Source organism: Variovorax sp. ISS6 (genome assembly GCF_056523145.1).
Window position 1 is genome coordinate 6,236,222 of record NZ_JAWRZC010000001.1, and the last position, 19,410, is coordinate 6,255,631.

A 19,410-nucleotide genomic window follows, 5' to 3' on the forward strand; every position below is an offset into this window, starting at 1 on the left:
GACCTAGGCAGCGAAGGCACCGCGCACCGTGAGCCCCATCCAGCCGGCCGTGGCCTGGGTGGCGCGCACCTCGCCGAGCAGCGAAAGCTCCTCCACCGGATGGTCGTGGAAGCGCAAGGTGGCGCTGCCCGCGCTCCAGCCCGACTCCACGCGGTCGACGATGTCGGCGCGCAGGTGGCGCGGCACCGGAACCTCCCGCGGCCGCGTCAGGTCGGGCCAGCCGATCGCGCCGATGGTCGGCGCGCGCAGGAAGCCCAGCCGTTCGCCGGGCTCGCCGTTCAATGTGACGCTGGCATCGACCAGCCGGCGCTCCTTCACGCTGAGGCTGGCGCCGAGCCGGCCGCCGCGGCCCAGCGACGCGGCCGCCGGATGGGCGATCGGCAGGCTGCGCGTGACCCAGGTCTGGCCGATCTTCTTGGGCCAGCCCTGCAGCCAGCCGCGCAGCAGCGAGATGTCCTGGTCGACGTAGATGAAGGGGCAATAGAAACGCTGTTCGCCCGGCGGGCCTTCGATCTCGAGCACCACGATGGTCTCGCGGTACTGCGCATAGACGGGATCGAGCAGCTCCGCGCCATCGGCGCCGCAGAACTGCCAGTCGGCGAAATGCACGCAGCCCTGGCCGGTGGCCCGGCCGAGCCCGGCGGGCAGCAGCGCGGCGGCGCGTTCGGCCTCGAAGGCGAAGGCCACGTTGACCAGCCAGCCGGCATAGTGCCAGGGCGGCGCCTGCACGAGCGCGCTGCGGCCGGAGGCGGTGAAGGGGGGCGAGAACGGGGTGGGCATCGGGAGGCGGTTCACGAAAGTGGAAGACCGCCTCACGATAGGACGCCCGCGCGCGGGCGTCTTGTACGCCAGTGATCCCGCCGCGGCGCCCCTTGCCTCAGTCCGCCGTCGCGAACGCGCGCGCGATCTCCTGCGTCACCTGGAGGAAGCGCGCCATTTCCGCCATCGAGTTGCAGTGCAGCGGCGACACGCGCACCGTGCCCTCGAGCCCGAAGGAATCGAGCATGCGCTTCGAGTAGATGCTCGCGGCCGTGCGCTCGTAGACCGTGACGCCGCGCAGCCCGTACTCGTGCACGGCGCGCGTGCAGTCGAGGCCGTCGAAGCCGATGCCCAGGATCAGGTCGCGCCGGCTCAGGTCGGGATGGTCGAGGAACACGCGCACGCCTGGCATGGCGCGCAGGCCCGGCTGGCCGTCCACGCCCTCGAGCAGCGCCGCGAGCAGCGCGCGTTCGTGCAGCTCGATGTGCTCGATGCCGGCCGCGAACAGCTCGCGCCGCCCGGTGGCCTCGCTGAAGTGGCCGCCGAGCCAGCAGACGTAGTCGACGATCTCGCTGACCACCGCGAACTGCCAGGGCGCCACGCTGCCGAGGTCCCAGTGGCCGGCCTTCTTGCCCGCGAGCTTGTGGTGCGGCAGGGCCGCGGCGCGCTCCGACATCCAGGCGATGCCCGAGCCGCGGCAGCCGAAGAACTTGTAGGGCGCGAGGTTGATGCCGTCCACCGGCGTCTTCTGCAGATCGATCAGCCCGTGCGGCGCATGTTGCACCGCGTCCACCACGATGTAGAGATCGGGCTTGACCTCGCGCGCGCGCCGCACGATGGCCTCGATGTCGAGCTTCGCGCCCGAGATGTTCGAGGCGTAGATCACGTTGAGCAGGCAGGTGTTGGCATCGACCAGCCGCACGATCTCGTCGACGTCGATGCCGCCGGTCTCGGGGTTGCTGCGCGCCACGCGCAATTCGCGGCCGGTGCGCTCGGCATAGAGCGCCATCGCGTCGTAGGCCGAGGGATGCTCGAGCACGGTGGTCACCATGTTCGTGCCGCCCACGTTCTCGGCCACCGCGCGCACCATGTCGAACATGGCGCCCGAGGCGGTGAGCGCCGCGAAAATGCTGCCGCCCTCGGCATTGAGGATGGTGCGCACGTCGTCCCAGCCGCGCGCCTGCACGGCCTGCAGCTCGAGCGCGGTCTCGTGGATGCGCTCGGTGTTGTCGGGCACCGCGTCGATGGCCGCGAAGCGCTCGATGGCGGCCTTGAGCCGGAACGAGCCGCCCGCGTTGTCGAAGTACAGGCGCTCGCGCCCGTGGTGGTCGCGCTCCACGAGCAGGAAGCGCTCGCGCACCTCGCGCATCAAGGCGTCGGAGAAGGCCAGGCCGCGCGGATGCCGCGCGCCGTTCGGGGAAGAAGAAGCGCTCACGCTCACACGCCCTTGTTGTTCGGGTTCTTGTAGGTCTCGCGCACCGCGTCCGACATCGGGAAGTCGAGGCTCACGTTGCGCGGCGGGATCGGCTGCGTGAACCAGCGCGCATAGAGCTTGTCGATCTCGCCCGACTTCATGAGGCCGGCCACGGTCTGGTCGACGATCGCCTTGAACTCGGGATCGTCCTTGCGCAGCATGATCCCGTAGGGCTCCTGGCGCAGCGATTCCTTCAGCAGCTTGTAGTCGCCCGCGTTGGGCTGGTTGGCGATCAGGCCGGCGAGCTGCACGTCGTCGAGCACGTAGGCCGCGGCGCGGTCGCTCGCGAGCAGCAGGAAGGCATCGGCCGTGTCCTTGCCGGCGATCTCCTGCACGTCGATGCCGTTCTTGCGCGCGCCGCGCAGCAGCTGGATCGAGGTGCTGCCGGCCACGGTGGCCACGGTCTTGCCCTGCAGGTCGGCGAAGCTGTTGATGCCCGAACTCTTCTTGACCGCCGCCGTGATGTTGGTGACGAAATGGCTGGGTGCGAAGTCCACCTGCTGCTGGCGCTGCGTGGTGTTGGTGGTGGTCGCGCAGTCGAGGTCCACGGTGCCGTTCTGCAGCAGCGGGATGCGGTTGGTGGAGTTCAGCAGCGTGTAGCGCACGTCGAGCTTCGGCAGGTTCAGCTTCGCCTTCACCGCCTCGACGATCTTCAGGCAGATCTCGTTGGTGAAGCCGATCGGCGCCGCGTCGGCGCTGGTCTTGTACGAGAACGGGATCTGGGTGTCGCGGCTGCCGATCTGGATGGTGCCGCTGTCCTTGATCTTGCGCAGCGTGCCGCTGTCCTGGGCGGCGGCGACGCCGCAGGCCACTACGAGGGCGATGCCGAGTGCGGCGGGGCGTGGGAAGTGCATGGTGAAGTCCTTGGCCGTGTGGTTTGAATACGAAAGTGGTGGGCGCAACCGGTTCGGAGCGCATCTTCGGCGCGGCTTCAAGTTTCCAAAAGCGATTTTTATTCATCGAAAAAGATCGCTTAAAGTGTTCTTTCGCCCAAGGAACGCACCGCCATGATGACCTTCAAGCAGCTCGAGGCCCTGTACTGGATCGCCCGCCTGGGCGGCTTCGCGCAGGCCGCCAACCAGCTCCACACCTCGCAGTCGGCGGTGTCGAAGCGGGTGCACGAGCTCGAGGCGCTGTTCGACACCGAGCTGTTCGACCGCAGCCAGCGCAGCGCGCGGCTCACCGAGAAGGGCGAGGAGATGTACGTGCTCGCGCAGAAGCTGCTGGCGCAGCGCGACGCGGCGGTCGAGCAGTTCGGCAAGCCCGGCGTGGTGGAGCGCCGGCTGCGCATCGGCGTGACCGAGCTCACGGCCATGACCTGGCTGCCGCGGCTGGTGCGGCTGATCCAGCAGCACTACCCGAAGGTGATCCTCGAGCCCGACGTCGACGACAGCCTGCAGCTACGCGACAAGCTGCTGGCCGACGAGCTCGACCTGGTGTTCCTGCCCGACAGCTTCGCCGACGCGCGCATGGCGAGCAAGGCGATCGGCGAGGTGAAGAGCGCCTGGATGTGCAAGCCCGGCGTGGTGCCCACCGACGCGCCGCTGCGGCTGCACGAGCTGGCGCGCCAGCGCATGCTGGTGCAGGGCGGCAACTCGGGCACGGGCCGCGCCTACGACGCCTGGATGAAGGAACAGGGCGTGCAGCCGGCCGACACCATCGTGGTCAGCAACCTGATCGCGCTGGTCGGTCTCACGGTGTCGGGCCTGGGCGTGAGCTACCTGCCGCGCGAATGCCTGCGGCCGATGGTGGCCGCCGGCATGCTGGCCGAGATCGAGGTGGCGCCGGCCCTGCCGGTGGTGCGCTACGTGGCGATGCACAAGGGCGAGCACCGCAGCGCGCTGACCTCGTCGATCGTGATGCTCGCGCAGTCCTGCTGCGACTTCACGCGCATGTTCCAGGCGCAGGCCGACGATGCGGTGACGGGCTGATGTCGCGGGTCATGCCGCGGGCATGACGGCGGCGTGACTTTCAAAAATCTTTCATGGGCGCGTCATGGCGCGCACCGAGACTGCAGCGCGTTCCCGGCGCCCGCGCGCCGGGTCCGTCCCCGAGCGCCGCGGCATCGCCGTGGCTGCCTCGTGCTCCTTTCCGCGTTCCTGTTTCCGTCTTCATGAAATCCCTGCCTTCCCTCCCCGGCCTGCCGCTGTCGCGCCTCGCCTTCTCGCTCGTGCTCGGCACGGCCCTGCTCGCCGGCTGCGGCGGCGGTTCCGACAGCGGCGTGCTGTTCGGCGGCCTGCCCGCCGCGCCGGCGCCCGCCCCGGCACCCGCGCCCCCGGCCCCGCCGCCCGCGCCGGTCGCCGAAGCCGGCCGCTGGACCGTCGGCGACCTGCACGTCCACACGTACCAGTCGGACGACACGCAGCAGATCTCCACGCTCGACCAGGTGCTGGCCAAGGCCTTCGACCGCTTCGGCCTGGACTGGGTCGCGATCTCGGACCACCTGCGCCTCTCGTCCTACGACAACGCCGGCAACAAGCTGCCGGCGCAGATCCCCTTCTCCGAGGGCATGGCCAAGTACCAGGTGCCGCGCATCAAGGCGCTGCAGGCCGGCGGCAAGTACGCCGACAAGACCATCTTCGCCTCGGCCGAATGGGACATGCCCGCGCACGACCACGGCAACGTCGGCATCCTGACCGACAGCCCGATGTCGGATGCCGCGCTCAAGGCCGTGAGCCAGTTCGAATACCTGTTCACCAACCGCGACGCCGCGCTGTTCCCGGCCGCCGACGTGGCCGCCTGGGGCCCGAAGGCCGGCACCGGCTACAACACCCATGCCGAGACGATGCAGGCCGTGGCCTGGCTCAAGAAGAACTACCCGGCCACCAGCTACCTGCAGATCAACCATCCCTCGCGCAACCCCGGCAAGTACACGATCGCGCAGCTGCGCGAGATGAACGACCTCGCGCCCGACATCGTGTTCTCGCTCGAAGGCATGGTCGGCAACCAGATGGAGCCCGACCGCGGCGGCTACAACAGCGCCTACATCGACGCCAACCTGCCCTCGCGCACCTATGGCGGCGTCGACTACCTGGTGGCCAAGCTCGGCGGCACCTGGGACGCGTTGCTGTCGGAAGGCCGCCGGATCTGGAACGTGGCCGACTCCGACTACCACTTCACCACCTCGCAGGGCCTCTACAGCAGCGGCTACGCGCCCGGCGAGTACGCCAAGAACCACCTGTTCGGCGACATCAAGGATCCGAACTCGCTGCTCGCGGCGATGCGCGCGGGCCGGCTGTTCGCGGTCAACGGCGACCTGATCGATGCGCTCGACTTCCGGGTGGAAGGCAGCAAGGGCGCCGGCCGCATGGGCACCGAGCTCGCGGCCGCCGCGGGCGAGGAGCTCCAGATCACCGTGCGCTTCCGGAGCCCCGAGCGCAACAACTTCGAGTACCAGCTCGGCAGCGGCCTCTACGCCAACGTCAAGCCCGTGGTCGACCACATCGACCTGATCGCGGGCGACGTGACCGGCCGCGAGCAGCCCGGCACGCCCGGCTACGACCGCGCGACCAATCCGTCGACGCGCGTCGTCAAGCGCTTCACGCGCGCCGACTGGAAGCTCGACGCCGAGGGCTACTACGCCGCCAGCTTCACCGTGAAGGCCGGCGCCAACCAGTACTTCCGGCTGCGCGGCACCAACCTGGGGACCGACGTGCCCGGCGAGACCGCCAACGGCGAGCCGCTGCCCGACGCGCGAACCGAGGGCAACGACAACGTGGCGCGCTTCAACGCGATCAACGCGCGCAACTACGCCGACCTCTGGTTCTATTCGAACCCGGTGTTCGTGAAGGTGGCGGCGAAGTAGGCCCGGCCCGTCTTCCCCCTCCCTTTCCGCGCGAGAGCGCCGTGGCCCCTGGGCCCGGCGCTCTTTTTCTTGCAGCGGCGGTCCGAGCCCGCCCGTCCGCGCCTCAGGGAATCTACGGATATATGAATATCTGGATGATCTTGATTGTGCTCAGTTTTTGTATACAAATAACGAACTCAAAAACGGGCGCACAAATTGCGTCGTAAGCAGGTCCTCCAACGCAACCCAATCGAAGAGACGAGGTAAAGACCATGAGCACAGCCGTCAGCCAGACGCCCGCCGGGGCCAGCGCAGCCAGCGCCCCGGCGCATGCCGAATCGAATGCCCTCATCAAGCCCGGCTACCACCCGCGCCTGACCAACGAGGACCTCGCGCCGCTCAAGAAGCAGACCTGGGGGCAGTACAACATCTTCGCGTTCTGGATGTCCGACGTGCACAGCGTGGGCGGCTACATCACGGCCGGCAGCCTGTTCGCGCTGGGCCTGTCGAGCTGGCAGGTGCTGGTGTCGCTGCTGGTGGGCATCGTGATCGTGCAGATCTTCTGCAACCTGGTCGCCAAGCCCAGCCAGGTGACCGGCACGCCCTACCCCGTGATGTGCCGCGCCTCCTTCGGCGTGCTCGGCGCCAACATCCCGGCCATCATCCGCGGCCTGATCGCGGTGGCCTGGTACGGCGTGCAGACCTACCTCGCCTCGGCCGCCTTCATGGTGCTGGCGCTGCACATGTTTCCCAACCTCGCGCCCTACGCCGACCTGGCGCAGCACGGCTTCGTCGGCCTGTCGACGCTGGGCTGGGTCGCCTTCATGGTGATGTGGGTGCTGCAGGCCTTCGTGTTCTGGCACGGCATGGACGCGATCCGCAAGTTCATCGACTGGGCCGGTCCGGCGGTCTACGTGGTGATGGCCATCCTGTGCGGCTGGCTGGTGTGGAAGGCCGGCTGGAAGAACATCGACCTGAATCTCGGCGGCATCAAGTTCCAGGGCTGGGACGCGCTGCCGGTGATGCTGTCGGCCATCGCACTGGTGGTCAGCTACTTCAGCGGCCCGATGCTCAACTTCGGCGACTTCTCGCGCTACGGCAAGAGCTTCGACGCGGTGAAGAAGGGCAACTTCTGGGGCCTGCCGATCAACTTCGTGTTCTTCTCGCTGCTGACCGTGATCACCACCGCCGCCACGCTGCCGGTGTTCGGCGAACTGATCACCGACCCGGTGCATACCGTGGGCAAGATCGACAGCACCACCGCCGTGGTGCTGGGCGCGCTGACCTTCATGATCGCCACCATCGGCATCAACATCGTCGCCAACTTCGTCTCGCCGGCCTTCGACTTCTCGAACGTGGCGCCGCAGCACATCAGCTGGCGCACCGGCGGCATGATCGCCGCCGTGGGCTCGGTGTTCCTCACGCCGTGGAACCTCTACAACAGCCCCGAGGTCATCCACTACACGCTCGACGTGCTGGGTTCGTTCATCGGCCCGCTGTTCGGCATCCTGATCGCCGACTACTACCTGGTGCGCAAGCAGCAGATCGACGTGGATGCGCTCTACAGCATGAGCACGCAGGGCAAGTACTGGTACAGCGGCGGCTACAACCCGAAGGCGATCCAGGCGCTGATCCCCTCGGCGATCGTGCCGATCCTGTGCGTGATGGTGCCGACCCTGCGCGGCGCGGCCAACTACGCCTGGTTCATCGGCATGGCGCTGGGCTTCGTGATCTACGCGCTGCTGAACCGCAACACCAAGAGCTGAACACACTGCAAGAGAAAGGGAGCGCACCGTGCGCATCAAGATCATCAACCCCAACACCACCTGGAGCATGACCGAGAAGATCGGTGCCTGCGCCCGCGCGGTGGCGCACGCCGGCACCGAGATCGTGGCCGTGAGCCCGGCCATGGGCCCGGTGTCCATCGAGAGCCACTACGACGAGGCGCTGGCCGTGCCCGGCCTGCTGCAGGAGATCGCGGCCGGCGAGCGCGACGGCATCGACGGCTACGTGATCGCCTGCTTCGGCGACCCGGGCCTGAAGGCCGCGCGCGAGCTCGCGCGCGGGCCGGTGGTGGGCATCGCCGAGGCCGCGATGCACCTGGCCAGCATGGTCGGCAGCCGCTTCAGCGTGGTCACCACCCTGGGGCGCACCATCGGCCAGGCCTGGCACCTGGCGGAGATCTACGGCATGGAGCGCTTCTGCGCCAACGTGCGCGCCTGCGAGCTGCCGGTGCTCGAGCTCGAGGAGCCGGGCTCGCGCGCGCGCGAACGCATCGTCGAGGAATGCCGGCGCGCGCTCGAGGAGGACGGCTCCGACTGCATCGTGCTCGGCTGCGCCGGCATGACCGACCTGTGCGAGCACATCGGCGAGCTGCTCGGCGTGCCGGTGATCGACGGCGTGGCCGCGGGCACGCAGCTGATCGAATCGCTGGTGCGGCTCAAGCTGCGCACCAGCAAGCGCGGCGAGCTCGCGCGGCCGCTGCCCAAGACCATGGTCGGCGCGCTCGAAGGCTTCACCCTCGCGAGGCCATAGCGGCATGTGCGCCCGGCACCGGCTTGCGCCAAGCGACAATCCACCGATGCCCCGCGCACGTTCCACCCCCGCTCCTTCCCCCGCCGCGCCGGTTGCGTCCGGCGACGGCCCGGCCGCCGCCAGCGAGAAGGCGGACAAGGCCAGCTCCATCGAGAGCATCGCCCAGGACATCGCCACCGCCATCGTCGAGAAGCGCCTGCCGCCCGGCACCTGGCTGCGCGAGGAGGCGCTGGGACGCGTCTATTCGGTGAGCCGCACCAAGGTGCGCGCGGCGCTCCTGATGCTGTCGAAGGACAAGCTGATCGAGATCATTCCCGACAAGGGCGCCTTCGTCTGCCAGCCCACCGTGGAGGAAGCGCGCGAGGTGTTCGCGGTGCGCCGCATCCTCGAGCGCGAGGTGGTGCGGCTGTTCATCGCCAACGCGCGGCCGCGCGACTACCAGGCGCTCGACCAGCACATCCGCTTCGAGCGCAACGCGCTGCGCCAGACCACCACCATGGGCACGGTGCGCGAGAAGCTGCTGGGCGACTTCCACGTCGCGCTGGCCGAGGCCACGGGCAACCACACGCTGGCCGAGCTGGTGCGCGAGCTGGTCGCGCGCAGCTCGCTGATCGCGATGCTCTACCACTCGTCGAACGATCCGCACTGCTCGTCCGACGAGCATGCCGACTTCCTGCGCATCTGCCGCACCGGCGACGTGGAGGCCGCCGTGAACTGCATGATCGAACACCTCGACCGCATCGAGGCCAGCCTCGAGCTCGGCACCGGCAAGCCCGACCGCCAGCTCGACCTGGTGAAGGCGCTGCTGGCCTGAGGAACGCGCGCATGGCGGCCCACGACACCGGTCTCGCGCTTCGGCGCCTGCGGCTGCTGCGCGGCTTCAAGCAGAGCCATTTCGCGCAGCTCATGGGCGTGCACCAGGCCACGGTGTCGCGCTGGGAGCGCGGCGACCTGCCGCTGTCGAAGGCGCAGCAGGCGGCCGCGCACCGGCTGCTGGCCGCGGCGCGCGATCCGCGCCAGGACGCGGCGCTCAAGCGGCTGGTGGAGTCGTCCACGCGCAAGGTGCACCTGATCTGCGACCGCACGCACCGGCTGCTCGCGGCCTCTCCCGCGCGCCAGTCCGAATGGCGCGCCGACCCGGCCGAGTTCATCGGCCGCTCGCTGATCGGCTATGCCTCGCGGGAGATCCTCGCGGCCGAGGCCACGCTCGCGGACCGCGGCTGGCACGAGGGCGAGCTGGCCACGCTCGAGATCGCGACCGCCGGCACGCTCGACCCCGTGATTCCGATCCTGCCGGGCCGCGTGCTGTGGGAACGCATCGCGCTGGCCGACGGCAGCGCGGGACGGCTGGTCACCACCATCGCCTGAGGGCGGACCGCCCCACGCATAACTTATGCGTGGACGGGGCGCGCGGCCTCGCGCTAGCCTCGCGGTTTCGAGAATCCCCATCGCAGGAAGGAAACCGTTCCCATGACCACCCTGGTCACCGGCAGCGCCGGCCATCTCGGCGAAGCACTGATGCGCCATCTGCGCGCGCACCCCGACACCCTGGGCGAGGCCCGCGGCATCGACCTGCTCGCCTCGCCTTTCACCGACCGCACCGGCTCCATCGCCGACCGCGGCTTCGTGCGCGAGTGCATGCGCGGCGTGCGCACGGTGCTGCACACCGCCACCCTGCACAAGCCGCACGTGGCCACGCATGCGAAGCAGGACTTCGTCGAGACCAACATCGCGGGCACGCTCGCGCTGCTCGAGGAGGCGGTGGCGGCCGGCGTGCAGGCCTTCGTGTTCACGAGCACCACCAGCAGCTTCGGCTCGGCGCTCACGCCGGCCGCGGGCGAGCCCGCCGCCTGGATCACGGAAGAGGTGACGCCGATCCCGAAGAACATCTACGGCGCGACCAAGACCGCGGCCGAGGACCTGTGCCAGCTGTTCCACCGCGAGCACGGTCTCCATGCGATCGTGCTGCGCACCTCGCGCTTCTTCCCCGAGGACGACGACGATCCGCGCGCGCGCGAACGCCATTCGCTCGAGAACGCCCAGGCCAACGAGCTGCTGCACCGCCGCGCCGACATCGCGGACATCGTCGAGGCGCACCTGTGCGCGGCACGGCGCGCACCGGCGCTGGGCTTCGGCCGCTACATCGTCTCGGCCACCACGCCCTTCGCGCGCGACGAGCTCGAGCTGCTGCGCAGCGATGCACCGGCCGTGCTGCGCCGGCATTTCCCGGACTGCGAGGCGCTCTACGAACGGCGCGGCTGGACCCTGCCCGCGCAGCTCGACCGCGTGTACGTGAACGAACGCGCGCGGCGCGACCTGGGCTGGGCGCCGAAGCACAACTTCGCGCAGGTGCTGCAAAGCCTGCGCGAGGGCCGCGATTTCCGCAGCGACCTGGCGCATGCCGTGGGCAGCAAGGGCTACCACGCGCAGCGCTTCGAAAACGGTCCCTACCCCGTGGCCTGAACCCGCCGCGGCACGGCCTCCGGCCCACCCGGGCCCTCCGGGTTTTCCTCAGTCCGGATTGCCGCATAAATTGTATACAGTTTCGCGTACACCAGATGCGGTGGACGCGCCCGACGACTGCGCGCCGCACCTCTCCCTGTCTTTCTCTCATTGCCGCAGCAGGAGATTCACGATGACGGCCGACTCCCTTTCCCCAGTCCATCCGGTGGACCAGCGCCTGCCCGCCGGCAAGCTCACCGCCCTGGGCCTGCAGCACGTGCTGGTCATGTACGCGGGCGCGGTCGCGGTCCCGCTGATCGTGGGCCGCGCGCTCAAGCTCTCGCCCGACGAGGTCGCGCTGCTGATCTCGGCCGACCTGTTCTGCTGCGGCATCGCCACGCTGATCCAGGCGCTCGGCGCCACGCAATGGTTCGGCATCAAGCTGCCCGTGATGATGGGCGTGACCTTCGCCTCGGTGGCGCCCATGGTGGCCATCGCCAATGCCAACCCGGGCCAGAACGGCGCGCAGCTGCTGTTCGGCGCCATCATCGGCGCGGGCATCGTCTCGATACTGATCGCGCCGTTCGTGAGCCGCATGCTGCGCTTCTTCCCGCCGGTGGTCACCGGCACCATCATCGCGGTGATCGGCATCAGCCTGATGCGCGTGGGCATCAACTGGATCTTCGGCAATCCCGTGGGCCCGACGGCGCCCGCGCTGGTCGACCCGGTCTACGCCAAGTGGCTGGCCGAAGTCACCTCGCCCGGCAGTTCCATCCCCGCGGTGCCCAAGGGCTTCGCGATCATGCCCACGGTGCCCAACCCCAAGTACGCCGACCTCTCGGGCCTGGGCGTGGCCGCGCTGGTGCTGGTGTCGATCCTGCTGATCGTGAAGTACGCCAAAGGCTTCGTCGCCAACATCTCGGTGCTGCTGGGCATCGTCATCGGCGCGGTCGTGGCCTCGCTCACCGGCCTCATGACCTACGAGAAGGTCGGCAAGGCCGCGTGGTTCGACATCGTGCTGCCCTTCCACTTCGGCATGCCGCAGTTCGACCCGATCCTGATCCTCACGATGACGCTGATCATGGTGGTGGTGATGATCGAGTCGACCGGCATGTTCCTCGCGCTCGGCGAGATGACCGAGCGCAGGATCTCGCAGCAGGACCTCGCCAAGGGCCTGCGCACCGACGGCCTGGGCACGTTGATCGGCGGCATCTTCAACACCTTCCCCTACACCAGCTTCTCGCAGAACGTGGGCCTGGTCGCCGTCACCGGCATCAAGAGCCGCTATGTCTGCGTGGCCGGCGGCATCATCCTGATCGTGCTGGGCCTGCTGCCGAAGATGGCGGCGCTGGTGGAGTCGCTGCCCACCGTGGTGCTCGGCGGCGCGGGCCTCGTGATGTTCGGCATGGTGGCCGCCACCGGCATCCGCATCCTCTCGGGCGTGGACTTCAAGCACAACCGCCACAACGCGATGATCGTCGCGGTCTCGATCGGCGTCGGCATGATTCCGCTGATCGCGCCCAACTTCAAGCAGTGGATGCCGCATGCGATCCACTCGCTGATCGAGTCGGGCATCCTGCTCGCATCGATCGCGGCGGTGCTGCTGAACCTGTTCCTCAACGGCGCGAAGCACGACGAGCAGGCGGTGATCGCGGCCGCCAAGCACGCGGATGCGCACTGAGCCGCTGCACGCCACGACGAACGAAGGGGCCGTCGGCCCCTTTTTTCATGCAGTGCCCAAGGCCTGCTAGACCGCGTGCGCCGGCACGCCGCGCTGCGAGGCATGCCAGCCGAGCAGCCGCTCCTCGGCCAGCTCGATCCCCTTGAAAAGCACCACGCCGAGCACGCACAGCAGCGCGAGCGCGACGAACACGGTGGAGGTGTCGAAGCTGCCCTGCGCCACCAGGATCACGTGGCCCAGCCCCGATTCGCCGGCCACGAACTCGCCGACGATGGTGCCCACCAGCGCGAAGGACACGCCGACCTTCATGCCCGCGAACAGGCTCGGCAGCGCATTGGGAAAGCGGATCTTCCAGAGGATGCGCCCGCGCGTGGCCTTGTTGACCCGCGCCATGTCGAGCATGTCGGGGTCGGTGGAACGCAGCCCCAGCACGCAGTCGATCAGGATCGGGAAGATCGCGATCAGCATCGCGATCGCCACCTTGGGCAGCGCGCCGGTGCCCATCCAGATCACGAACAGCGGCGCGAGCGCGACCTTGGGCACGGCATTGAGCGCCACCAGCAGCGAGTAGAGCGTGCGGTCGAGGAAGCGCGAATAGACGATGCCGATGGCCGCGGCCACGCCGAGCACCACTGCCAGCACGAAGCCGTACAGGGTGGTGAGCAGCGTGTCGAGCGTCTCGCGCAGCAGGTAGCCGGGCTGCGCGAGGAACTGCCCGATGATCTTCGAGGGCGCGGGCAGCAGGAAGTCGCGGATGCCGAGCAGACGCACGCACGCCTCCCAGGCCACGAGCAGCACGGCGAGCGTGAGCAGGGCCTGGCGGCTGCGCTCGGTGTGGTTCCAGAGTGTCTTCATGGTCAGTAGGCGCCCAGTTCGCGGAAGGTTTCCTTGATGCGCGACACGTAGGCCGCGAACTCGCGCGTCTCGCGCACGTCGAGGCCGCGCGGCCGCTCGAGCTCGATCGGCAGGATGTCGGCGATGCGGCCCGGGCCGCGCGCCATCATCACCACACGCCCGCCGAGGTACACGGCCTCGGTGATCGAATGGGTGATGAAGATCACCGTCTTGCCGGTCGCCATCCAGGTGCGCTGCAGCTCCGCGTTGAGCGCATCGCGCGTGAAGGGGTCGAGCGCGCCGAAGGGCTCGTCCATCAGCAGCAGCTGCGGATCGAGCAGCAGCGCGCGGCAGATCGACACGCGCTGGCGCATGCCGCCCGAGAGCTCGCGCGGATAGCGGTCCATGAAGTCGGCCAGGCCGAACAGGGCCAGCAGTTCGCGCGCGCGCGGCGCATGCCGCGCACGCTCGAGGCCATGGAATTCGGCGGCCGCCAGCACGTTGTCGAGGATGCTGCGCCATTCCAGCAGCAGGTCGCGCTGGAACACCACGCCCATGTTGTCGGGTGGCTCGGTGATCGGCACGCCGTCGAGCGCGAGCCGGCCGCTGGTGATCGACTCGAGCCCGGCGATGCAGCGCATCAGCGTGCTCTTGCCGCAGCCGCTCGGGCCCACGATCGAGACGAACTCGCCGCGCGCGACGCCGAGGCGCACGTCCTGCAGCGCGGTGATCGGCTTGCGGCCGGACTGGTAGACCTTGTGAAGGCCGTCGATCGACAGGAAATCGGCCACGTGGTGGGCTCCGCGCGCGGGCGCTTCAGACGGAAAGGAGCGCATTGGTGTAGTAGTCGGAGGGTTTGCGGCCCGGCTTGATCTGGCCGGTCTGTTCCATCGAGCGGATCGCCGCGGCCCAGTCGGCGTCGGACTGCTGGCCGATCGGCAGGTTCTTGTCGCCCGGGCTCTGGAAGAACGGGCGGTAGGCCACGAGCTGTCCCTTGAGCACCTCGGGGTCGAGCCGCGCATTGGGCCGCTGCGCCACGATGGCGGCCACCGCCTCGTCGATGTGGTTGTCGTGGATGTACTGCCAGGCGCGCAGCTGCACGCGCGTGAACTTCGCGATCGCGGCCTGCTTCGATTCGATCGCCTTCGGCGTCGTGGCCAGCCCGTAGCTCGGGAAGCTGATGCCGCTGTCGGCCAGCAGCAGCGCGCTGGCCTTGCGGGTCTTCAGCACCATGGGCTGGCCGAACGGGGCCTGCGACATGAAGCCGTCGCTGTTGCCCGAGGCATAGGTCGAGATCATCGCGCTGGGCGTGACCATCACCAGCTCGATGCTGCTCTTGCTCATGCCGTTGGCCTTGAGGAAGGGCTCGATGAACGGCGCCCACGGGCTGGTCGTGAAGCACACGATCTTCTTGCCCGCGAGCTCCTTCGGCGACTTCACGCCCTGCGCCGCGTCGGTCATGACGGCGAGGTCGCCGGTGCGCGCGAAGCCGGCGATCGAGACCAGCTCGAGCCCGTTCTCCTTCGCCACCGCCATGGTGCCGAGCGCCACCTGGCCGACGTCGACCTGCCCCGCCGCGAGCAGCTGCAGCGTCGAGATGGTGCCGGTGCCGTCCTGCACCTCAACCTCCAGGCCCTCGTCCTTGAACCAGCCCTTCTGCTGGGCCAGGTGCACCGCGCCATGCATGCCCCAGGGCGAGAAGTCCATGCGCACGCGCAGCTTGGTGGCCCCCTGCGCCTGCGCCGTTCGCAGGCCGAGGGACAGCGCTGGGAGCGCGGCCATCGCCGCGAGGCCTTGGGTCAACGTACGTCTTTTCATCGCTTACCTCTGCTTCTTCGTCATGGGGTGGTGGGGGAATCGCGGGAACGGCGCGGTGCTTCAGTCCGCCGTGCCGGCGCGCAGTGCCTGGGTTTGCGCGGCATCGAGGCGGCCGCTGGCCGGATCGACCACCGCGCGGTAGTGCCGGCGCACGAAGTCGGCCGAGAGCTTGTGGTCCCAGACGTCGCGCTCGATCTCCTGCGCGGGGCGCAGCAGCGGATCGCCGAAGCCACCGCCACCGGGTTGCGTGTGCGTCACCACGCTGCCTCTTGCAATGCGCATGCCAACCTTGCTCGCGAGCTCGGTGGTTTCAGCGTCGTGCTGCAGCCGGTTCGAGGCCGACTTCGCGGGCAGGCCGCCCTGCAGGCCGTAGGGCTGGAACTTCATGCGGTCGGCGCGCAGCTGCAGCAGCACGTCGTCGGCCAGCACGCGGTAGCTGCGCCGGATGCCGAGGCCGCCGCGGTAGCGGCCGGCGCCGCAGGAGTCGGGCTCGAGCTCGTAGGCCTCGACGCGCACCGGATGCTGCGCCTCCAGCGTTTCCACCGGCGTGTTCGAGAGGTTCTGCGAGGCATTGGTGATCGCCTCGATGCCGTCGGAACCTGGGCGGCCGCCCCAGGCGCCGCAGATCATGTCCACGATGATGTAGCTGCTGCCGTCGTCCTTCTTGCCCGAGAGGCAGACCACGGTGTTGCCGCCCTCGCCCGCGGCGGGAATGCGGTCGGGCACCACCTGGGCCAGCGCGCCGAGCATCGCGTCGAACACGCGGTAGCCGGTGAGCGCGCGCGCCGCGACCGCGGCCGGCTCGATCGGGTTGAGCACGGTGCCTTCGGGCACGTGCACCTCGATGCAGCGGAACACGCCGGCGTTGTTCGGCACGTCGCCCTTCAATGCGCAGCGCACGCTGAGGTAAGTGCAGGACTTGGTGTACGACAGCGTCGAGTTGATCGCCGCGCGCACCTGGGGCGAGGAGCCGGTGTAGTCCACGCTGACGCGATCCTCGTGCACCGTGAGCGCGACGCGGATCGGGATCGGCTCGGGAGAGAGGCCGTCGTCGTCGATGAAGTCCTCGAAGTGGAAGGTGCCCTTGGGCCAGCGGCGGATCTCCTCGCGCGTGAGCCGCTCGGCATAGTCGAGCAGTTCGGCGAAGTAGCGCCGCGCGTCGTCGCGGCCATAGCGGTCGAACAGCGCCGTGAGCTCGCGCACGCCCACCTGCGAGGCCGCGTACTGCGCGCGCAGGTCGCCGAGCACGCGGTCGGGCACGCGCACGTTCTGCGCGATCACGCGCTCCATGATGTCGTTGACCGTGCCGCGTTCGTAGAGCTTGACCACCGGGATGCGCAGGCCCTCCTGGTAGACCTCGGTCGAGTCGCTGGCGTTCGATCCGGGCACGCGGCCGCCCACGTCGGTGTGGTGGCAGATGACGACGCAGAAGCCCTCGAGTTCCTCGCGGTAGAAGAAGGGCACGAACATGAAGATGTCCGGCAGGTGCATGCCGCCCTGGTAGGGGTCGTTGACGATCACCGCGTCGCCCGGCGCGAGCGCATCCCCGTAGCGCTTGCGCACCTCGGCCATGGCCTCGGGGATGGCGCCCAGGTGCAGCGCGATGGTCTTGGCCTGCGCGATCATCTGGCCGTGGCGGTCGCAGATCGCGGCCGAGTAGTCCATCACGTCCTTGACGATCTCCGAGCGCGCGGTGCGCAGCACGGTGTAGGCCACTTCGTCGACGATGGAATCCATCGCGTTCTTGACCACCGCGAAGGTGATCGGGTCGATGGCGCGGTTCATGCCGGGATCTCCTGGAGGTCGATGACGATGTTGCCGATGGCATCGGCGCGTGCGCTGCAGTGCGGCGGCACGACGATGGTGGTGTCGTAGGACTCGACGATCAGCGGCCCCTGCACCGGCTCTGCACCGAGGCTGGCGCGCGGGACCACGGGCGTCGAAGCGGGCGCCTCGCCGGGCGCGAAGCTCACGAGGCGTTCGCCCTGCGTGCCCTGCAGCGCGGTCGCGTCGACGCGGCACTGGGCGAAGTCGAGCCGGAAGTCGCTGCGGCCATGGGCGCTGACGCGCAGGTTGACCAGCTCGAGCGGCTCGTCGCTGCTGTAGCCGAAGGTCTGCTGATAGAGCGCATGGAAGTCGCGCGCCAGCTGCTCGAGCACGGCCGTGTCGAGCGTGCCCGCGGGCAGCGCCACGGTGAGTTCCGAGCTCTGGCCGAGGTAGCGCAGGTCGGCGAAGCGCTCCACGCGCACCGCATCGGCCGCGTAGCCTTCGGAGGCCAGCACCGTGAAGCCCTGGTCGGCGAGCACCGCGGTGGCGCGTGCGAGCGCGGCCGGTTCGCAATCGGCCAGCGGGCGCAGCACCGCCTTCACGAAGTTGTGCTCGGCGTCGGCCGAGAGCATGCCGGCCGAACAGAAGACGCCGGCCATGATCGGCGCGATCACGCGGCGGATGCCGAGCAGCCGCGCCACCGCCACCGCATGCAGCGGGCCGCCGCCACCGAAGGCGATCATCGACATGTCGCGCGGATCGCGGCCGCGCTCCACCGTCACCGCGCGGATCGCACGTGCCATGTTCACGTTGGCGACCTGGCGGATGCCGTGCGCCGCGGCGAGGCGGTCGAGCTTCAGCGGCCCGGCCACGTGGGCCTCGATCGCCCGCGCCGACAGCTCGGGAGAGACCGGCAGGCTGCCGCCCGCGAGCGCTTGGGGATTGAGGTAGCCGAGCACCATGTTGGCGTCGGTCACGGTCGGGCGCTCGTTGCCGTTGCCATAGCAGGCCGGTCCCGGTGAGGCGCCCGCCGATTCGGGCCCGACGCACAGCAGGCCGCCGCCGTCGATCCAGGCGATCGAGCCGCCGCCCGCGCCCACCTCGGCGATGTCGATCGCGGGCACCTTGAGCACGTAGCCGCCGCCCTTGACGAAGCGGCTCGGTGCGCTGATGCCGTCGCGGAACTCGTACTCGTTGGTCAGCGAGGGCTGGCCGCCGACGATGACCGAGGCCTTGGCGGTGGTGCCGCCCATGTCGAAGACGATCAGGTCGTCGTCGCCGCCCATCGCGCCGATGCGCGCGGCGCCGGCCACGCCGCCCGCCGGGCCCGAGGCCACGGCGAACACCGGCTTCTCGGTCGCGGAGGCGATGCCCATCATGCCGCCGTTGGAGGCCATCACCTGCAGCGAGGCATCGACGCCCATGTCGCGCAGGTCCTTCTTCAGGCGCGCGAGGTAGGTCTTCATCGCGGGCAGGATGTAGGCGTTGACCACCGTCGTGCTGGTGCGCTCGTACTCCTTGATCTCGGGCAGCACCTCGCACGACACGCTCAGCAGCAGCTCGGGAAAGCGCGCCTGCAGCGCGGCCTTGGCCTGGAGCTCGTGCGCCGGGTTGATGTAGCTGTTGAGGAAGCACAGCGCGACCGCGTTCACGCCGTCGGCCACCAGCTCGCCGGCCTGCTCGAGCAGGTGCTCGACGTCGAGCGGCACGACCACCTCGCCGCGCGAGCCCATGCGCTCGCGCACCCCGCGGCGCCAGCGGCGCGTGGCCAGCGGCTGCGGCTTCTGCCAGCCGAGATCGAACATGGTGGGCGTGCGGATGCGGCCGATCTCCAGCACGTCGCGGAAGCCCTCGGTGGTGAGCACGCCGGTGTTGGCGCCGACCTTCTGCAGGATGGTGTTCGACGCGGTGGTGGTGCCGTGCACGATCTCGGCGATGTCGCCCGGCGCGATGCCGGCCTGGTCGATCAATGCGCGCAGGCCGTTGACGATGGCCTTGCCGAGGTCCTCCGGCGTGGTGGACGTCTTGTTCACGAAGAGCCGGCCGTCGGGCATCGCGAGCACGATATCGGTGAAGGTTCCTCCGATATCGCATCCGACGCGCACGCCTTTGCTTCGCTGTGGTGCAGAACCCATTGTGATGCTCCGTTCTAGCGGGGTTGGACGATAATGGGACCGGCCTTAACTAACTAACTGGCTAGTACCATTGAGGGCGAAATATAGGAGCCGTGACCGCACGGTGTCAACCTTTGTTTTGCATCTTTTTCGCGCCCGCGCCGGAAGTAGACTCGCGGCCTCGGTGGTGCCTCGCCGACAT

General features: G+C 69.0%; 16 protein-coding genes. 8 read left to right on the forward strand and 8 right to left on the reverse strand.

Features of this window, described 5'->3' with window-relative positions:
* Positions 1-3 precede the first annotated feature (3 nt).
* From AC1HIL_RS28730 to AC1HIL_RS28740, 3 genes are all read right to left on the reverse strand, one after another.
* Positions 4-780, reverse strand: a complete 777-nt coding sequence (locus tag AC1HIL_RS28730) for an acetoacetate decarboxylase family protein (RefSeq protein WP_057596526.1) — start codon at positions 778-780, stop codon at positions 4-6.
* 97 nt (positions 781-877) lie between these two features.
* Positions 878-2,128: an aminotransferase class V-fold PLP-dependent enzyme gene (locus AC1HIL_RS28735; RefSeq protein ID WP_261210858.1), complete on the reverse strand. Its 1,251-nt coding sequence runs from the start codon at positions 2,126-2,128 to the stop codon at positions 878-880.
* A 68-nt stretch (positions 2,129-2,196) separates the two neighbouring features.
* Entirely contained in the window at positions 2,197-3,087 is an 891-nt protein-coding gene (locus tag AC1HIL_RS28740; RefSeq protein WP_057596524.1) for an amino acid ABC transporter substrate-binding protein, read from the reverse strand.
* A gap of 156 nt (positions 3,088-3,243) precedes the next feature.
* Between AC1HIL_RS28740 and AC1HIL_RS28745 the strand changes: the two genes are divergently transcribed.
* The 8 genes from AC1HIL_RS28745 (at position 3,244) to AC1HIL_RS28780 (ending at position 12,675) form a co-directional block, all read left to right on the forward strand.
* Positions 3,244-4,164: a LysR family transcriptional regulator gene (locus AC1HIL_RS28745; protein ID WP_261210857.1), complete on the forward strand. Its 921-nt coding sequence runs from the start codon at positions 3,244-3,246 to the stop codon at positions 4,162-4,164.
* Positions 4,165-4,346: 182 nt separating this feature from the next.
* Entirely contained in the window at positions 4,347-6,038 is a 1,692-nt protein-coding gene (locus AC1HIL_RS28750; protein ID WP_479670596.1) for a CehA/McbA family metallohydrolase domain-containing protein, read from the forward strand.
* A 251-nt stretch (positions 6,039-6,289) separates the two neighbouring features.
* Entirely contained in the window at positions 6,290-7,783 is a 1,494-nt protein-coding gene (locus tag AC1HIL_RS28755; RefSeq protein WP_057591521.1) for an NCS1 family nucleobase:cation symporter-1, read from the forward strand.
* A gap of 28 nt (positions 7,784-7,811) precedes the next feature.
* Positions 7,812-8,552 carry an aspartate/glutamate racemase family protein gene (locus tag AC1HIL_RS28760; protein WP_057591522.1) on the forward strand — a complete coding sequence of 247 codons (741 nt, stop codon included), beginning with the start codon at positions 7,812-7,814 and terminating at the stop codon, positions 8,550-8,552.
* Positions 8,553-8,598: 46 nt separating this feature from the next.
* Positions 8,599-9,366 carry a GntR family transcriptional regulator gene (locus AC1HIL_RS28765; protein WP_057591523.1) on the forward strand — a complete coding sequence of 256 codons (768 nt, stop codon included), beginning with the start codon at positions 8,599-8,601 and terminating at the stop codon, positions 9,364-9,366.
* 11 nt (positions 9,367-9,377) lie between these two features.
* Complete coding sequence (locus tag AC1HIL_RS28770; protein WP_479670597.1) at positions 9,378-9,920, forward strand: helix-turn-helix domain-containing protein; 543 nt, start codon at positions 9,378-9,380, stop codon at positions 9,918-9,920.
* Positions 9,921-10,022: 102 nt separating this feature from the next.
* The gene (locus AC1HIL_RS28775) at positions 10,023-11,015 is read left to right on the forward strand and encodes an NAD-dependent epimerase/dehydratase family protein (protein ID WP_413762617.1); all 993 of its coding nucleotides are present in this window, start codon (positions 10,023-10,025) and stop codon (positions 11,013-11,015) included.
* Positions 11,016-11,187: 172 nt separating this feature from the next.
* On the forward strand, positions 11,188-12,675 hold the full coding sequence (locus AC1HIL_RS28780; protein WP_057591525.1) for a nucleobase:cation symporter-2 family protein: 1,488 nt from the start codon (positions 11,188-11,190) through the stop codon (positions 12,673-12,675).
* Positions 12,676-12,741: 66 nt separating this feature from the next.
* Here AC1HIL_RS28780 and AC1HIL_RS28785 read toward each other — a convergent pair whose 3' ends face one another.
* From AC1HIL_RS28785 to AC1HIL_RS28805, 5 genes are all read right to left on the reverse strand, one after another.
* Complete coding sequence (locus AC1HIL_RS28785) at positions 12,742-13,530, reverse strand: ABC transporter permease (protein ID WP_057591526.1); 789 nt, start codon at positions 13,528-13,530, stop codon at positions 12,742-12,744.
* A 2-nt stretch (positions 13,531-13,532) separates the two neighbouring features.
* Entirely contained in the window at positions 13,533-14,300 is a 768-nt protein-coding gene (locus AC1HIL_RS28790) for an ABC transporter ATP-binding protein (protein ID WP_412179348.1), read from the reverse strand.
* A 25-nt stretch (positions 14,301-14,325) separates the two neighbouring features.
* On the reverse strand, positions 14,326-15,291 hold the full coding sequence (locus AC1HIL_RS28795; RefSeq protein WP_057591528.1) for an ABC transporter substrate-binding protein: 966 nt from the start codon (positions 15,289-15,291) through the stop codon (positions 14,326-14,328).
* Positions 15,292-15,387: 96 nt separating this feature from the next.
* Positions 15,388-17,112, reverse strand: coding sequence for a hydantoinase B/oxoprolinase family protein (locus tag AC1HIL_RS28800; protein WP_479670598.1), 1,725 nt, complete (start codon positions 17,110-17,112; stop codon positions 15,388-15,390).
* A complete protein-coding gene (locus AC1HIL_RS28805; RefSeq protein WP_479670599.1) occupies positions 17,109-19,229 on the reverse strand; it encodes a hydantoinase/oxoprolinase family protein in 2,121 nt (706 codons plus the stop codon). The genes AC1HIL_RS28800 and AC1HIL_RS28805 overlap by 4 nt, the downstream gene beginning before the upstream one ends.
* Between the last annotated feature and the right edge of the window lie 181 nt (positions 19,230-19,410).

What these genes read in the sequence shown, in the direction of transcription:
- AC1HIL_RS28740 (WP_057596524.1), bottom strand. Translation starts at nt 3,087, where the DNA reads ATGCACTTCCCACGCCCCGCCGCACTCGGCATCGCCCTCGTAGTGGCC.
- AC1HIL_RS28765 (WP_057591523.1), top strand. Translation starts at nt 8,599, where the DNA reads ATGCCCCGCGCACGTTCCACCCCCGCTCCTTCCCCCGCCGCGCCGGTT.
- AC1HIL_RS28805 (WP_479670599.1), bottom strand. Translation starts at nt 19,229, where the DNA reads ATGGGTTCTGCACCACAGCGAAGCAAAGGCGTGCGCGTCGGATGCGAT.
- AC1HIL_RS28780 (WP_057591525.1), top strand. Translation starts at nt 11,188, where the DNA reads ATGACGGCCGACTCCCTTTCCCCAGTCCATCCGGTGGACCAGCGCCTG.
- AC1HIL_RS28775 (WP_413762617.1), top strand. Translation starts at nt 10,023, where the DNA reads ATGACCACCCTGGTCACCGGCAGCGCCGGCCATCTCGGCGAAGCACTG.
- AC1HIL_RS28745 (WP_261210857.1), top strand. Translation starts at nt 3,244, where the DNA reads ATGACCTTCAAGCAGCTCGAGGCCCTGTACTGGATCGCCCGCCTGGGC.
- AC1HIL_RS28785 (WP_057591526.1), bottom strand. Translation starts at nt 13,530, where the DNA reads ATGAAGACACTCTGGAACCACACCGAGCGCAGCCGCCAGGCCCTGCTC.
- AC1HIL_RS28795 (WP_057591528.1), bottom strand. Translation starts at nt 15,291, where the DNA reads ATGGCCGCGCTCCCAGCGCTGTCCCTCGGCCTGCGAACGGCGCAGGCG.
- AC1HIL_RS28750 (WP_479670596.1), top strand. Translation starts at nt 4,347, where the DNA reads ATGAAATCCCTGCCTTCCCTCCCCGGCCTGCCGCTGTCGCGCCTCGCC.
- AC1HIL_RS28770 (WP_479670597.1), top strand. Translation starts at nt 9,378, where the DNA reads ATGGCGGCCCACGACACCGGTCTCGCGCTTCGGCGCCTGCGGCTGCTG.
- AC1HIL_RS28735 (WP_261210858.1), bottom strand. Translation starts at nt 2,128, where the DNA reads ATGCGCGAGGTGCGCGAGCGCTTCCTGCTCGTGGAGCGCGACCACCAC.
- AC1HIL_RS28730 (WP_057596526.1), bottom strand. Translation starts at nt 780, where the DNA reads ATGCCCACCCCGTTCTCGCCCCCCTTCACCGCCTCCGGCCGCAGCGCG.
- AC1HIL_RS28755 (WP_057591521.1), top strand. Translation starts at nt 6,290, where the DNA reads ATGAGCACAGCCGTCAGCCAGACGCCCGCCGGGGCCAGCGCAGCCAGC.
- AC1HIL_RS28800 (WP_479670598.1), bottom strand. Translation starts at nt 17,112, where the DNA reads ATGAACCGCGCCATCGACCCGATCACCTTCGCGGTGGTCAAGAACGCG.